The organism is Acinetobacter pullicarnis, from assembly GCF_006352475.1.
In the GTDB taxonomy this organism is placed as follows: domain Bacteria; phylum Pseudomonadota; class Gammaproteobacteria; order Pseudomonadales; family Moraxellaceae; genus Acinetobacter; species Acinetobacter pullicarnis.
The window spans coordinates 3,466,132-3,480,925 of record NZ_VCMZ01000001.1; the positions used below are offsets into that span (position 1 = coordinate 3,466,132).

The following is a 14,794-nucleotide window of genomic DNA, read 5'->3' on the forward strand; positions in this document are numbered from 1 at the left end:
TACCTTTAAAGGATTTTTGCTCACTTCAGACTGTGCTTTTTAATGGTAGTGGATCCGTGCAGCTCTACCATCAAGCTCCGTTTTAACCCGATTTTTATCGAGGTCTTTTTCAATCTAGTTTGGTTTTTGGAATCGAACAGTGTTCATTCAATACATGGAAATCCAAGTTTGGAATATAAAAGCACAAGGCAGGTACACTTAAATCCACGCCCAGTTCTGCTAATAGCGGGCAGTCTAGCTGTTCAAGTTGCAAGGTTTTGATACGATCAAAATCAGTATCAATGCGAATATCGGCTTGCGAGAGTTTTACAGCTTGATCGACCCGTTCCACCCAAACATGCTGCTGTGGTACAAAAAACTCAATGGCATCCTGCCATGTCGGAAAAATTTGTTGCCAAACCTCGGGTAAAGCAGTTTCAGTTGCTTGATTTAATTTAGCTTCTAGTTGATAAGTCGCATCAACTTCAATCTTCACCTGTATTGTTAATTGGTCTTGTTGCTGCTTCACTTGATGCACAAAATTCGGATCATATTGTGCCGGCATCGCATCACTGAGTAATCGCCCACCCAATACATAAACAAAGTTATCTACCATAATTTGCTCAAACACCACCGCATGTTCAAGCTGATCCGGTGCTAAATAAAAACGCCAATTACTCTGTTTGGGTGAGCCAAATAATTTACGTAACCGTCCAATGCAATGTGGCCCAAAATCATGGTGATGATAAAATAAAATACTAAAAATAGTCTTACCGTCTTTTTGCCACAATTGTATCGGTTCAGGGAAGCGCTGTTTGACTCGATCATAATCCACCAACCATGACATATAAACAGTCTCTGCAGCTTGGCTTTCCATACGTAAATATGGGATATAGCGGAAGATCAAACGGCGTAAATTTAGAATCCAGCTAAAACGAAACAACCATGCCATGGTACGAAAAAAGAAGTGATGTTGGGCATATTTAAATTGATGACGACTCATACCATTGGTTATTTTTGTTCAAAAATTATCGAGGCACTATTTGAACATATTTTATCACCTCGTCCAAGACCACTCTTTTTTAAAGCGTGGATCAGTTTCTACATCTTGGGAATATTGGTTATGATGCAAATATTATTTAATTGTTGGAATATCAAGTCATGTCACAGGATTTATTAAAGCAACTCGAAACTGGCGAAGCAAAATTTGCTGATGTTTTGGCTTTTATTGATGCACGCTATCAACATGTTGCGACTGCATTTAAAAATGGTCTGCAACACAATGCCGCCACTGAAAATCAAGGCAGCGCCAAAGTGCTAACATTTGCCAAAATACAAGGTCTTAATCCAGCCCAGACCTTGAGTTTATTTGCAGAACATTATCAATCTGTATTGGCAACACCAGCAGCAACAGACCATCAAAATATCCGTCAATTTATGCTCAATGGTTGGGATGGTGTGGAATTTGAAGGTGAAGCCTTAACTGCAAAATAAGCTGAACCAAATCTGGTTCAGCTTAGGATTTGGATTGTGAGGACGGCCCTCTCAATCCTTATGGACGTTCTGCATACTGTGGCAAATCATCCGTAATCGTTTCCCATTCGGCCTTAGAAGCAACATAAATATGCTGTGTCGGCCCATGTTCTAATGGACTATCTAAGGTTCCAATCCGCAAACGGTAGGTTTCTGGGGTATCCGCTTTAATACTAATAATGGGTGAGGCACATTCGCTGCAAAAACAACGAATCGTTGTGGGTGTAGACGGATATTGCTTCAGCAGTTGCTCACCTTGGGTAATTTTAAAATCACGAACATTAATCGGTGCATTACTGGCATAGGCGGTACCATTGGCTTTGCGGCAACGTTGACAATGGCACTGAATGATCGGCCCAATCTCACCATTAATTTCATAGCGAATACCGCCACACAAACAACTTCCTGTATATTTTTTTATTGCTGACATCCCCTGCGCCCTCTCAATTTGGAACATTGAAAATAGCAGATCAAATTAAAATAGCACAGCGCATTTTAACTGAATGCGCTATGCCGCTATGCTGTCTCTAAGTATTGATGTACCGCTTCACCTGCAGCACGACCTGTTGCAAAACAAGCAGTAAGCAAATAGCCGCCAGTTGGTGCATCCCAATCGAGCATCTCACCACAACAAAATACGCGTGGATTGGACTTGAGCTGTAAGTTTGCATCTAGTGCTTGTTGCTGCACGCCACCAGCACAGCTGATCGCCTCTTCGATGGGGCGGAAATCCGTCAGTTCAATTTTCAATTGCTTCATTTGTTTGGCCATATAGGCACTGTCTGACCATTTTGATTTATCGATCAATTCACGTAAGAGCGCAGATTTGGTTGGATCTAGCCCCGCCTTACGCCAAAGATTGGCCGTGGACTGCTTGGCTTGTGGCTGTATTTTTTTCAGCAGTTGTGACTCGGTTAATTCTGGCAACAAATCCAAATACAGGGTCATGTTTGGCATGCGCTGCTCGGTTGACCCTTGTGATTGCACAATTGCTTGCCGTTGCTGACGCAATGCCCGCCCTTGTTTATAAATCAAACCACTTTCCAGACCATAATGACTAATCACAATATCGCCAATGCTTTTTTCATGACCTGCGACCCAAGCGGTGACGCGTTTTAAGGGCTGTCCAAAAATGGGCTGCATGAAACTCGACCAAGACCGGCAAACCCCAGCATTGCTGGCCTGAAACGGGCTAATTTCATCGGATGATAACCACTGTTGCCATGCACCATCGCTACCCAACTGCGGCCAAGACACACCACCTGTTGCCAAAACAATCGCATCAAAATCAAGATTATATGCTTGCTCTAAAGCATCTGTCTTTAACGACTTAAGCCTGAGGGTTTTGCCCTTAAGTCCCACGACTTGATGACGATAATGAAATTGTACCTGCTGAGCAAGCAAGCGCTTTAACCAAGCACGTAATAATGGTGCAGCTTTCATCTCGATGGGAAAAACCCGCCCCGAACTCCCCACATAGGATGCAACCCCTAGGTTTTTCATCCACGCTTGAATCCAGACCGCATCACAGGCTTCAATCCACGGCGCGAGCCATTCAGCTGCATCATAACGCTGGATAAACTGCGGCAAAGGTTCAGCATGTGAGATATTCAGTCCCGTTTTTCCAGCCATCAAAAACTTACGGGCAGCAGAAGGCTTCTGTTCAAACACATGGATTTCATAATCAAACTGACTTAAGCGTTCAGCGGCCATCAATCCTGCAGGTCCAGCCCCGACAATGGCAATCCGTTTCAGCCCTGTTGCGTTACTTGGCATCAGTCTGCTCAGTGCTTGCTGGCTCAGTTGGCGTTTTGCCGTGCAATGGCTGCAGCGCATCAAAGCGCGTGCAGTAATGTGCAGGCTTGCGAATAATCAGCTGTTGACACAGCTCACCACGTTCCAAATATTTTATTTCAAAATGCGTACGCGCTGAGTCGGCTGCAATCACTTGTTTTTCAAACGGCAGTTTCCACACTTGCTGTAATTGTTGTTCTGCTTCTGCGATATATTCTGGAATATTACTGGCCAAGGTAATCGTACCATTGACGGCCAAACGTGAGATCAGAAACTCAAAAAATGGCATATTCAACCAACGTTGCGCCGGATTATGTGGTTCTGGATTGGGATATAAAATAAAAATCTGCTGCGCTTGCGCTGGATAGAGTGCATGTACCGTCCAAGCAATGGCATCAGCATGCACCACGGTTAAGTTGCTACATCCTTCTAAATGATGCTGTTTTTGCATCGCCAAAAACTTTTCACGGGTGCGTTCAATCGCTATTAAGTTCAATTCAGGATGTTGTTGGCTAAACAGTAAAGCGTGTTTGCCCTTGCCAGCCCCAATTTCAATACAAATCGGTTGTTCAGCAATCGGCTGAAACTGACGCGGTGCATGAATACGCTGTGCTTGAAATTGACGAATCGGCATAATCAGATCAAACTATTGAAAAAATCGCAGCAAGTCTATCAATTCCCTGTGCGGTTGCCTAATTCTATCTCGCGTATCTACCCATCTGGAGCAATTATGCCACGTACTTTTCCTTGCCCACGTTGTGGACAAGTCGCAACTTGGGAAGACAATCCTGCTCGCCCTTTCTGTTCAGATCGTTGTAAATTGATCGACTTAGGGGCTTGGGCCAATGAAGATTATAAGCTTCCGACTCAAGATTCAGCTTCATCGGCAGATGAGCCTGAATAAGTTTCTGTAGGGTCAACAAATACTGTTTTGCTCCCCTCTCCTTGCAGGAGAGGGCTAGGGAGAGCTGACTTAATCCCCTCTCCTTTTTCAAGGAGAGGGCTAGGGAGAGGTTCCTTTTTTAGGGAGAGGTTATTTAACCCGCTTTTCCAGACACAAAAGGATTTGAACGTTTCTCTTCACCAATGGTACTGATGCCACCATGCCCAGAAATGAACTGAGTGTCATCTGGTAGGCTAAAGCATTCTCTGTGAATTGAATCAATCAATTGCTGATGGTTACCACGTGGAAAGTCAGTGCGCCCGATCGAGCCTTGAAACAGTACATCGCCTGTCCACAACACTTGATATTTCGCATTATAAAACATCACATGCCCCGGAGTGTGACCTGGCGCAAAGCGTACTTCAAACTTTTCATCACCTAAACTTAAGGTTTCACCGCCTTCTAGCCACTGCGTGACATTGACGGGTTCAGGCTCTGGAAAACCATAGCGTGCTGAAACCTCTTGGATCATATCGAGCCAAAACTGATCTTCACGATGCGGCCCAATCACCGGCACTTGCCAAATTCTGGCCAAGGCACCGACAGCACCAGCATGGTCTAAATGGCCATGGGTCAACCACAGTGCTTTTACGTTTAGACCTAATGCCTCAACTTCTTGCTTTAACTTCTCTGGTTCGCCACCAGCATCAATCAGTACCGCTTCTTTGGTTTCACTGTCCCACACAATTGAACAATTCTGTGCAAATGCGGTTACGGGTACGATTTTCACTTGCAACATAACAATCTCATCGTCTATTCATGCTTTTAAGCAGGTGGTTTTAAATATGCGTGCTTAAGCTAAATTTTACTGCATCAACATGCACTTGCGCCAATTTAAACAACAACTCAAGATGTTCAGCCTGATCGTTCAATGCAGGAATATAAGCATAATCTTTACCGCCCGCTTCAACAAAGAATTCTGCATTTTGAATCGCAAGTTCTTCTAATGTTTCAAGGCAATCGGCAGAAAAAGCGGGACTCACCACCTGTACTGAAGCGACACCTTGCGCAGCCCAATCTTTGAGTATTTGATCGGTATAAGGTTTTACCCACTCTTGCTTGCCAAAGCGAGATTGAAAACTAATCGCCCATTGCTCAGGTGCTAAGCCCAAAGCATCCGCCAATTTCTGGGCAGTGATGCGACAACGATCGGCATAGGGATCGCCCTTATCTGCATACGGTTGAGGAATGCCATGAAAAGACATTAATAGTTTTTCAGCACTGCCATGTTGTTGGCGATATTGACGCACACTTTCAGCCAAAGCCTGTATATATAAAGGATGCTGATAATAATCACGAATCACAGTCAGCCCCGGCAGATTACGCTGAGTCTTAATCCATGTCGCCAATTTATCGTATAAAGGTGCAGTTGAAGTTGCTGAATACTGCGGAAATAAAGGCAATAAAATAATATGATCAGGCGTTTTTTCAGAAGCCTGTTGTAATACATCACGAAAACCAGGCTGCCCATAGGTCATCGCAGCAACCACCTCAACCTCAAACGCTTGATCGACGGCATCAAATTGTTGCTGAATGGCTTGTACTTGTGCGAATAGGATTTCTCGCATCGGTGAGTCTGTTGACCACACCTGCGCATACGCCTCGGCAACACGTTTCGGTCGAAACGGCAGCACAAAAGCATGCAGGATGATTTTCCATAATAATTTGGGAATTTCAATCACACGTGAATCGGACAAAAACTCTTTTAGAAAGCGACGTACTGCAGCGGGCGTCGGTGCATCTGGCGTTCCTAAGTTTGCCACAATCACTAAGATACGTTGTTTTGACATGTTTTTTCACTTTATCAATGTGGCAACTCGTTAGCATACTTGATCCATAGCCACGACACAAATAACGAGAAACTGCACCTGTTGTACCAGAAATTATTCAAAAGAAATGCCGGTATTGCAACGGCTTTCCCTACATGTAATCGCACTATTTAAGGCTGACCAACCCGACCTAAATCACGTAATAATGCCTGTCCAATTCGCGTGATTTGCCAAAGCATACGCTGTCGATCATCGCGCCCAACAGGTACAATCCATTGATTTTGGCACATTTGTTGTTTGATGGTATAAAGCGCCCGAATATTAATTTGCACACCGGCAATCGCATGTACACGTGGTAATTCCGTTTGTGCATCGACCAAGGCTTTGCGAGCGAGATAGTCATTCAATAACTTTGAAAAATAAGCTTCTGGAAAAGGGTGCTGAAAGTCTTGTGAAAGTAGGTGTAGTAATTCAGCCCAAGTGGTTTGTTTCATAACCACAATTTCTCTGACATGCTGCTCTTGATAAGCATGCATCCGATAATCAAAACTAAAAATTTCGTCAATCGACACTTGTGGCAAATTTAGATATTGATCAACCAAAGACTGATCTTGCTGTAACTTCGCATGAGCAAGCTTAACCTTTAAGAGATCAATTTCATCATGTAAGACCTGTAGGTTTTGCGGACGCACCCATCCCAAGGTCGGATAACGCACAATCATTTGCGTCATATTTGATCGAATACCCAACTCCAAATCTCTTAGATTTTTGAAATAGGCGATCTGTTCTACTTCATTCTGTAGTTGTTGTCTAAAATCGTTGAACTTTTCTTTTACTTTTTCACAGCACTCTTGCAGCTGCTCAGCACGGAATTCGGGATGAGCATGCATAAATACAACGATTGGTTTTTGTTTGGTGACAGCATATATATATTCTAAGTGCATATAGCCAATGCCAGATACCGACTGTTCACCATATCGACTACCGAGCAGCAGCAAAACATAGTCACACTCATCAATCTGACGTCTTGCATGCGCACAACTCAGTGGTGTTCTAGACTCAAGCCCACAAGAAAAAAAGCCCATCCCCATCAGGGTTTGCACCACGACAGCGCGCTCAGGTTGCATCTCTTTTCCTGAAGTGGTTATAAATACCTGATAACGCCTATCGAGCATAGCTCACCCTAAGTCAATCAGTACATTAGCCGGTTAAGTCTCGTCGGTAATGGTCAATCTGAAAATATTAATGATTGATTAAAACCACAAAGATGCGGTTCTTAATCGATTTTTTCAGTTATTCTAGCAACAATATCGTGAATTGACCATGAGACTTCAGGCTGAAGCATATGGCGTAATACAGGCTGAAGTTGTGCCATGTTGTGGCCACTAACAAAACACTGGATGCTTATTTCTGGAATTTCTTCAGCCTTCGCGCGTAACCCATGTTTAATTAAAACCCGTGCTGTTTGACGTGCAACCGCGAGCCCAGAATCAATCAAGTTCAGACGATCGCCATACAATTGCTGAATACTTTGTTTTAAAAAGGGATAATGCGTGCAACCCAATACCAAATAATCTGCACCTTGCTCAACCACTGGTTGTAGCAAGGTCTCTAAGCACTGCAAACAATCGGGACTATTGGCTTGTCCAGCTTCAATCCAAGGCACCAAATCCAAACAGGTTAAACTCAGCACTTGAACCTCCGCAGGTTCGGCAAAGTTGTGAATCACATCTTGAATTAAGCGTCCACGGAAGGTTGCAGGCGTTGCCAATACCGCAACCACTTTATTTTTAGATTGCAATACCGCGGGTTTAAGGGCTGGCACTAAACCGATGATGGGAAAGCAGTCGCCATAATGGGCACGTAAGTGATCAAGACTAAATGCCGATGCGGTATTACAGGCCACAACTGCGGCTTTACAGCCTTGGCGATATAACCAGTCAATCGCTTGTGCCGTCAGTTGCCGAATATCATCGTCTTGACGCGCACCATAAGGCACATTGGCGGTATCGGCAAAATAAATAATTCGCTCATTGGGTAAATATGCTGCAATTTCTTGCGCAATCGACAGCCCGCCCACACCCGAGTCAAAAATACCGATCGGTGCATCAGCCGATGCTTGCGGCATTGGATCTTTTAAACACGGTAAAGCAACGGGATCAGTCATCATAGCAAGTGCAGAGTAAGCAATAGAATGTGAGGATAAGCTTAAACCTCAGGTGCCTAATTGCAAGTGCAAATCACCACTACGCAGCAATAAAACCGTTTCACCCTGTTGATTTTCTTGCAACGTGCCATAGCCAATTAAATGATAAAACGTCTGACGTTGAATCAAGGCATTTAATCCCATACGGACATGTACATAAGGTCTTAATTCAGCTTGATATTCCCGCATAAAAATCGGATGTTCAGCATCGACAATAATGACATCTTGATTGGTTGTCATCATTTGCAAATAGCACTGACCATTCAACTCAATTTGATCAACCTGATTAACCAATAACGGTTCATCCTCAACCTCAATTTCAATTTGTTCAGCAGGTGTTTTTAAATAAAACCGATCTTGTTCTTTCCATAACACTGAACTAAACAGGTCTAACATCGCCTGCCGACGCATCAATTGACCTTGGTGCCACCATTCCCCATTGGCTTTTATCGTCAAATCCATTTTACCGCAATGCTTTGGTTGCCACTGTGCTAAAGGGGGGATTGACCTTTTGTGACCTTGTTGTGCACTTTTTAGGTATTGTGCAATGTCGATTAAGTTTTTATCATCAGAACCTGGCATATGGTTCGCCTCTTAAGGTGAATTATTTTGTTTTACCACAGTTTATGCCTAGCTGACGTCAAATTATTATGACTTAGCCAATTGGCGAGCGCATGGTTTAAAACTATACTAGCGCCAATAATATACTCGGTACGAATTTAATTTGTGCCTCAGAATTAAGCATACTCATGGCAGCACCGATTACATCTTATACGGTCGCCACCCTTCGCAATATGAGGAGTCCTACATGGAACACATCGAACGTGAATCGATGGAGTTTGACGTCGTTATTGTCGGCGCAGGCCCTGCTGGTCTTTCAGCTGCAATTAAAATTCGTCAATTAGCAATTGAAAACAATCTTTCCGATTTATCCGTGTGTGTCGTGGAAAAAGGCTCTGAAGTAGGTGCGCATATCCTCTCTGGTGCATTGCTTGAACCACGTGCATTGAATGAACTGTTCCCAGACTGGAAAGAACTTGGGGCACCATTAACTGTACCAGTCACCCAAGACCAAACCCATTTCTTACTTTCCGCCACCACCTCAAAAGAAGCACCGCATTGGATGGTGCCTAAAACCATGCACAATGATGGTAACTACGTGGTGTCACTGGGTAATGTCGTGCGTTGGTTAGGTCAAAAAGCAGAAGAACTTGAGGTTTCTATTTTCCCAGGTTTTGCTGCTGCCGAAGTACTTTATGCCGAAGATGGTTCAGTTAAAGGTATTCAAACTGGCGACATGGGCATTGGTAAAGATGGCGAACCAACGCATAACTTCACTCCTGGCTATGAACTGCATGCCAAATATACGTTATTTGCAGAAGGTTGCCGCGGTCATTTGGGCAAGCGCCTCATTGCCAAATACAATCTGGATAAAAATGTCGATCCGCAGCATTACGGGATCGGTATTAAAGAGTTGTGGGAAATTGATCCAGCCAAACATAAAGCTGGTTTGGCAATGCATGGCGCAGGTTGGCCTTTGGCGGAAACTGGTTCTACGGGTGGTTGGTGGTTATACCATGCTGAAAACAACCAAGTGACCTTGGGTATGATTGTGGATTTATCTTATGAAAATCCACATATGTATCCATTTATGGAAATGCAACGTTGGAAAACCCATCCACTGATTAAACAGTATTTAGAAGGTGGTAAACGTATTTCTTATGGTGCACGTGCAGTGGTCAAAGGCGGCTTAAATGCTTTACCTAAACTCACTTTCCCAGGTGGCTGCCTGATTGGTGATGATGCAGGTTTCTTAAACTTTGCAAAAATCAAAGGCTCACATACCGCAATGAAATCAGGCATGTTATGTGCTGAAGCGGTATTTGAAGCAATTGCTGCTGGTGTTGGAAAAGGCGGTGAAGTCGGTTATGCACGTGTCGCTGAAGGTGAAGATTTCTTCGCCAAAGAGCTCACCAGCTATACCACTAAATTTGACAACAGTTGGCTCAAAGAAGAACTTCATCGTTCACGTAACTTTGGTCCAGCCATGCATAAATTTGGTTTATGGATGGGCGGTGCATTTAACTTTATCGATCAAAACGTCTTTAAAGTGCCCTTCACCTTACATGATCTAAGCACTGACTTTGGTGTACTCAAAACAGTTGATGCTGCGACATTTAAGCCTGACTATCCAAAAGCCGATGGCAAGATTACCTTTGATCGCTTGTCTTCTGTGTTTGTATCAAACACCGTGCATGAAGAAAATCAGCCAGCGCATTTGAAATTGACCGATGCTTCAATTCCAGTCAATGTGAACTTGCCAAAATGGGATGAGCCAGCACAGCGTTACTGCCCTGCCGGTGTTTATGAAATCATGGAAAATGATGACGGTTCTAAGCGCTTCCAAATTAACGCGGCCAACTGTGTTCATTGTAAAACCTGTGATATCAAAGACCCATCGCAAAACATCACTTGGGTAACGCCTGAGGGTGGCGGTGGCCCGAACTATCCAAACATGTAATTGAAGACCTTTTAATTTAGACAATTAACCCCTCATTTGAGGGGTTAATTTTATGTGCTTGGAAAACGATAAATATGGCTTAGGCTTTGGTACTTTCAGTCACTTTTAATGGGCTAAATGATTGAGAGGTTGGCATGAGTTCGATTCTATTGATATTAATATGCTTCGGTTGCGAAACAACCCATGCTACGGTATTGGCGATGTCTTCTGGCAAAATTGGATTTTTATTGTCATATAACGTTTTAACTTTCTCTAAGTCCCCTTTAAAACGGACTTCTGAAAACTCTGTTCCGCCACACAATCCAGGTTCGATATTACACACTCTCACGCCAGTGCCAGCAAGATCTGCTCTTAAGTTTAGGCTAAATTGCGCAACAAAGGCTTTGGTTGCACCATACACATTGCCACCCGGGTATGGATATGTCCCTGCAATAGAGCCCATATTAATAATTAAGCCTGAATGCTTGTCCACCATATAAGGTAGGATGATGCTGGTAACGGTCATTAAACCTTTAATGTTGGTATCCACCATGGTGTACCAATCATCGAGTTTTGCATGCTGAGCCGCTTCTAGCCCTAAGGCCAAACCTGCATTATTCACCAATACATCAATTTGACTGATTGCAAATTCTGATGGAAGGCGATTCAGCTTATCCGCGATCTGCGCCGATGTATCACAGATATCCAAAGGCAGCGCACAGAAATTATCGCCTAATTCGTTTTTAATCACTTCTAGCTTATCTGCTCTTCGCGCAGCGCCAATCACTTTATAGTTTTGACGGATTAATTCTTTGGCAATACTATATCCAAATCCAGAAGATGCGCCTGTGACAAGTGCTAACATGATGATTCCCTTTCTATTTAAACCCAATTGATTGCATCTAAAATATACTATTCATCATAAAATTATTTAATTTTAACGGATGCTTACATTTGTATTGCAGCACTTGGGGTTAATGCCAGCTGAACATCCTGACAAATCGGCTTTATTGTCTACACCACAAAAGGGAAAACTGAGATTAGGAACCAGATGCCATACTTTAGAAATAAGAGAATATCCATAAAAAATGGAAGCTAGGCTTCCATTCTTTATTTAATATGGCTTCTGCCAGTCATTTATGTTCTCAGACTAAACCCATTAGCCCTTTTGAATCAGGTAGTGAAATTCTTTTTTGCCATCGGCATCGAGTAATTCTTCTTGTAATAATAATTCGTGACCTAAATGTGCACAAAACTTAGGGATATCCCATGAAGTTGAGTTGTCAGTGGCGAATACTTCAACCACATCACCTGACTGTGATTTACGAATGGCTTGATGCAACATCATGACCGGCTCAGGGCAGCGTAAACCACGGGTGTTAAGCTGAATATGCGGTGTTAAATCCTGAACTGACATCATTACACTCGAATAAAAAGGTCGCTTATCTTAACATATTTGGGATTTATTCAGCCATGTATTGAAAGATGTGGAAATCCGCTTTGCCAGATTGACCACAACACTTAAGCTTAGAGATAGACTTCTCTATTTTATGCGGTATTATAAAAATACTTTTATCCAATTTAAGTGTCTTTAGGAAAGATCATGCACGAGGAATCAAGCCCGTCGTGGGGTATGCGCGGCTTAAGAAAATGGCTTAAAGTCGAACCAGAAACTCGCGACGAACTACTAAAATTAGTACAAGATTCACGTCGTTTTTTAGAATCCGATACAGTTGCAATGCTCGAAGGGGTTTTAGACCTGCCAGCAACCAAAATTCGTGAAGTCATGACCCCGCGTACAGCGATGGTCAGTCTACAAGAAGATGATCAATTACTTGATATTTTGCATGTACTCATTGAGTCTGCACATTCACGTTTTCCGGTGTTTTCTTCGGATCAACCCGACAATGTGGTCGGGATGTTATTGGCCAAAGATCTGCTTCCCTTCCTTTCTGAAGGCAGTGCCAAAATTGATATTCGCCGTCTGATGCGTCAACCGTTATATGTGCCTGAAAGTGCGCGTTCCGATCAGGTTTTGCGCATGCTCAAAAATACGCAAAATCATATTGCAATCGTGATTGATGAATACGGCACGACCTCAGGCTTGGTGACCTTAGAAGATATCCTCGAAGAAATTGTCGGTGAAATTGAAGATGAACATGACAATGCCGACGAAGAAGGCCAGTTTATTGTTCCCGATCCAGCCAACACCAGCAATACTTGGTTGGTACAAGCACTAACGCCAATCGAGTATTTCAACTCAGCACTCAATGCTGACTTCTCAGATGATGAAGTTGAAACGGTTGGTGGATTGCTTCTCCAAGAAATCGGTTTGGTCAGTGATTTACAAGGCCAAATGGTTGAACTCGATAATTGGCAATTTACCATTCAAGAAGCCGATGCACGCAGTATTCATTTGATTAGAGCTACACGTCAATGAGACAGTATTTTGACAAGTTGCTGCAAATCTCTGCTTCAGAAAAGCCATTACCCCTGATCTATCCAGTTCTGATCGCACTAATTTCAGGTGCTGTATTTAGTTTGGCTTTGGCTCCCTATTATTTGTGGTGGCTGGCCATTCTATCTCCTGCCCTGCTCTATGCCTGCTTAAGACAACGCGCTCCGCGCCAAGCCTTCGCTATTGGCTGGGCATATGGTTTTGGACTTTGGTTTGTCGGTGCATTTTGGTTATATACCTCAATTCATGTCTATGGTGAAACCAACGCTATCCTAAGCGTGCTCCTCATTGTCATCATGGCGCTGGTCATGGGCCTGTTTACTGCGATTCAAACTTGGCTTTATCGACGTTTCTTTCCAGAAACACCGCTCACTTTCGCACCCATTTGGGTGCTGTTTGAATGGGCAAAAACTTGGGTATTCACAGGCTTTCCATGGCTGTTTGCAGGTTATGCATTTAGTGAGCGTCTACTCGATGCCTATGCACCATTATTTGGGGTGTTTTCAGTTTCGTTTGTGGTCATTCTCTTGGCCTGTGCCTTGGTTGAGATTCTCAACAAACGGATTTTCTGGGCTGTTCCCGCGGCAATCCTGTTGCTCGGTGCTTGGGGTGCGTCACATCTCCAATTTGTTTCTGCCAAAGATGAAAAGCCATTATCGGTGTCTTTAATTCAGGGCAACATTCCACAAGACATGAAATGGTTGACAGAATATCAAGGCAAAACGCTGGAGATTTACACTGAACTGAGTCAAAGCGAATGGGGCCGTGATCTGATTGTCTGGCCTGAATCTTCAATCCCAATGTTTCAAACCGATATTCCTGGTTTTTTACAGGCGATGAATCAACAAGCCAAACAATCGAATACAGCGTGGGTAACGGGTATTCCATATTGGGATTTAAACGATTCGGCGACACAACAAACACCCGTATTTTTTAATAGTCTAATGGCGTCAGGCAGCGATACCAACGGCCTCTATAAAAAGCAACGTTTGGTTCCTTTTGGCGAATATATTCCACTTCATGGTCTGCTCAGTTGGGTACTACCTGCCATGCAAAATGATCCGAGCATGAGTAGTTTTAGTCGCGGTTCATCCGAACAAGCACCACTCGACATCAAAGGTCATCCGCTGGCTGCGGCAATTTGCTATGAAATTGCCTATCCAAATCTAACCCGTCGTAATGCTGCAAATAGTGATTTCTTGGTCACCGTATCCAATGATGCATGGTTCACAGGAACGGCAGGACCTTGGCAACATTTACAGATGGTGCAAATGCGTGCCAAAGAAAATGGTCGTTGGATTATTCGTGCCACCAATACGGGTATTACTGCGTTTATCGATGAAAATGGTCATATTGTAAAACAAGCACCAATCGATCAGCCTGCGGTACTGCGAGGTGAACTCCCAGCCATGCAAGGTCAAACTTGGTATAGCCGTTTCAGTGATTGGCCGATTTTAATGTTCTCAAGCTTATTATTATTGCTTGGCTGGTTTTATCGACCACGTGTCATCGACGTTTCATTTAAATCTCGTCGTTAATCCATCACGACCCAATATTTTCAAGATGCACAATCAGCTAGACCTATCCAATACCAATTTGATTCAGCTTCAGA

General features: G+C 43.5%; 16 protein-coding genes. 5 read left to right on the forward strand and 11 right to left on the reverse strand.

Annotation, left to right across the window (positions count from 1 at the left end):
* Positions 1–109 precede the first annotated feature (109 nt).
* Positions 110–982 carry a DUF2071 domain-containing protein gene (locus tag FD716_RS15535; RefSeq protein WP_139853159.1) on the reverse strand — a complete coding sequence of 291 codons (873 nt, stop codon included), beginning with the start codon at positions 980–982 and terminating at the stop codon, positions 110–112.
* Between the two features lie 158 nt (positions 983–1,140).
* Here FD716_RS15535 and FD716_RS15540 point away from each other — a divergent pair, with 158 nt between their 5' ends.
* On the forward strand, positions 1,141–1,473 hold the full coding sequence (locus FD716_RS15540; protein ID WP_139853160.1) for a HopJ type III effector protein: 333 nt from the start codon (positions 1,141–1,143) through the stop codon (positions 1,471–1,473).
* A 58-nt stretch (positions 1,474–1,531) separates the two neighbouring features.
* Here the strand turns inward: FD716_RS15540 and FD716_RS15545 are convergent, their stop codons facing one another.
* From FD716_RS15545 to FD716_RS15555, 3 genes are all read right to left on the reverse strand, one after another.
* Positions 1,532–1,942, reverse strand: a complete 411-nt coding sequence (locus FD716_RS15545) for a GFA family protein (RefSeq protein WP_139853161.1) — start codon at positions 1,940–1,942, stop codon at positions 1,532–1,534.
* Between the two features lie 86 nt (positions 1,943–2,028).
* Positions 2,029–3,288 carry a TIGR03862 family flavoprotein gene (locus FD716_RS15550; protein WP_139853162.1) on the reverse strand — a complete coding sequence of 420 codons (1,260 nt, stop codon included), beginning with the start codon at positions 3,286–3,288 and terminating at the stop codon, positions 2,029–2,031.
* Positions 3,278–3,940 carry a class I SAM-dependent methyltransferase gene (locus FD716_RS15555; RefSeq protein ID WP_139853163.1) on the reverse strand — a complete coding sequence of 221 codons (663 nt, stop codon included), beginning with the start codon at positions 3,938–3,940 and terminating at the stop codon, positions 3,278–3,280. The genes FD716_RS15550 and FD716_RS15555 overlap by 11 nt, the downstream gene beginning before the upstream one ends.
* Before the next feature lie 96 nt (positions 3,941–4,036).
* Here FD716_RS15555 and FD716_RS15560 point away from each other — a divergent pair, with 96 nt between their 5' ends.
* A complete protein-coding gene (locus tag FD716_RS15560; RefSeq protein WP_139853164.1) occupies positions 4,037–4,210 on the forward strand; it encodes a DNA gyrase inhibitor YacG in 174 nt (57 codons plus the stop codon).
* Positions 4,211–4,343: 133 nt separating this feature from the next.
* Here FD716_RS15560 and FD716_RS15565 read toward each other — a convergent pair whose 3' ends face one another.
* From FD716_RS15565 to FD716_RS15585, 5 genes are all read right to left on the reverse strand, one after another.
* Positions 4,344–4,988, reverse strand: a complete 645-nt coding sequence (locus FD716_RS15565; RefSeq protein WP_139853165.1) for an MBL fold metallo-hydrolase — start codon at positions 4,986–4,988, stop codon at positions 4,344–4,346.
* Between the two features lie 40 nt (positions 4,989–5,028).
* Complete coding sequence (hemH, locus tag FD716_RS15570) at positions 5,029–6,039, reverse strand: ferrochelatase (protein ID WP_139853166.1); 1,011 nt, start codon at positions 6,037–6,039, stop codon at positions 5,029–5,031.
* Positions 6,040–6,188: 149 nt separating this feature from the next.
* Positions 6,189–7,193, reverse strand: a complete 1,005-nt coding sequence (locus FD716_RS15575) for a DUF4062 domain-containing protein (RefSeq protein ID WP_139853167.1) — start codon at positions 7,191–7,193, stop codon at positions 6,189–6,191.
* Positions 7,194–7,294: 101 nt separating this feature from the next.
* Positions 7,295–8,185 carry a glutamate racemase gene (gene murI / locus FD716_RS15580; protein WP_139853718.1) on the reverse strand — a complete coding sequence of 297 codons (891 nt, stop codon included), beginning with the start codon at positions 8,183–8,185 and terminating at the stop codon, positions 7,295–7,297.
* A 48-nt stretch (positions 8,186–8,233) separates the two neighbouring features.
* The gene (locus tag FD716_RS15585) at positions 8,234–8,806 is read right to left on the reverse strand and encodes a DUF1285 domain-containing protein (protein ID WP_139853168.1); all 573 of its coding nucleotides are present in this window, start codon (positions 8,804–8,806) and stop codon (positions 8,234–8,236) included.
* 226 nt (positions 8,807–9,032) lie between these two features.
* On the opposite strand from FD716_RS15585, the gene FD716_RS15590 reads away from it, so the two are divergent.
* Positions 9,033–10,745: an electron transfer flavoprotein-ubiquinone oxidoreductase gene (locus FD716_RS15590; protein WP_139853169.1), complete on the forward strand. Its 1,713-nt coding sequence runs from the start codon at positions 9,033–9,035 to the stop codon at positions 10,743–10,745.
* Positions 10,746–10,824: 79 nt separating this feature from the next.
* Here FD716_RS15590 and FD716_RS15595 read toward each other — a convergent pair whose 3' ends face one another.
* Positions 10,825–11,589 carry an SDR family NAD(P)-dependent oxidoreductase gene (locus FD716_RS15595; RefSeq protein ID WP_139853170.1) on the reverse strand — a complete coding sequence of 255 codons (765 nt, stop codon included), beginning with the start codon at positions 11,587–11,589 and terminating at the stop codon, positions 10,825–10,827.
* A 294-nt stretch (positions 11,590–11,883) separates the two neighbouring features.
* On the reverse strand, positions 11,884–12,141 hold the full coding sequence (gene tusA, locus FD716_RS15600) for a sulfurtransferase TusA (RefSeq protein WP_139853719.1): 258 nt from the start codon (positions 12,139–12,141) through the stop codon (positions 11,884–11,886).
* A 186-nt stretch (positions 12,142–12,327) separates the two neighbouring features.
* Here tusA and FD716_RS15605 point away from each other — a divergent pair, with 186 nt between their 5' ends.
* Positions 12,328–13,164: an HlyC/CorC family transporter gene (locus FD716_RS15605; RefSeq protein ID WP_139853171.1), complete on the forward strand. Its 837-nt coding sequence runs from the start codon at positions 12,328–12,330 to the stop codon at positions 13,162–13,164.
* Positions 13,161–14,720, forward strand: a complete 1,560-nt coding sequence (gene lnt, locus FD716_RS15610; protein ID WP_139853172.1) for an apolipoprotein N-acyltransferase — start codon at positions 13,161–13,163, stop codon at positions 14,718–14,720. Before FD716_RS15605 ends, lnt begins: the two co-directional genes overlap by 4 nt.
* The last annotated feature ends 74 nt before the right edge of the window (positions 14,721–14,794 follow it).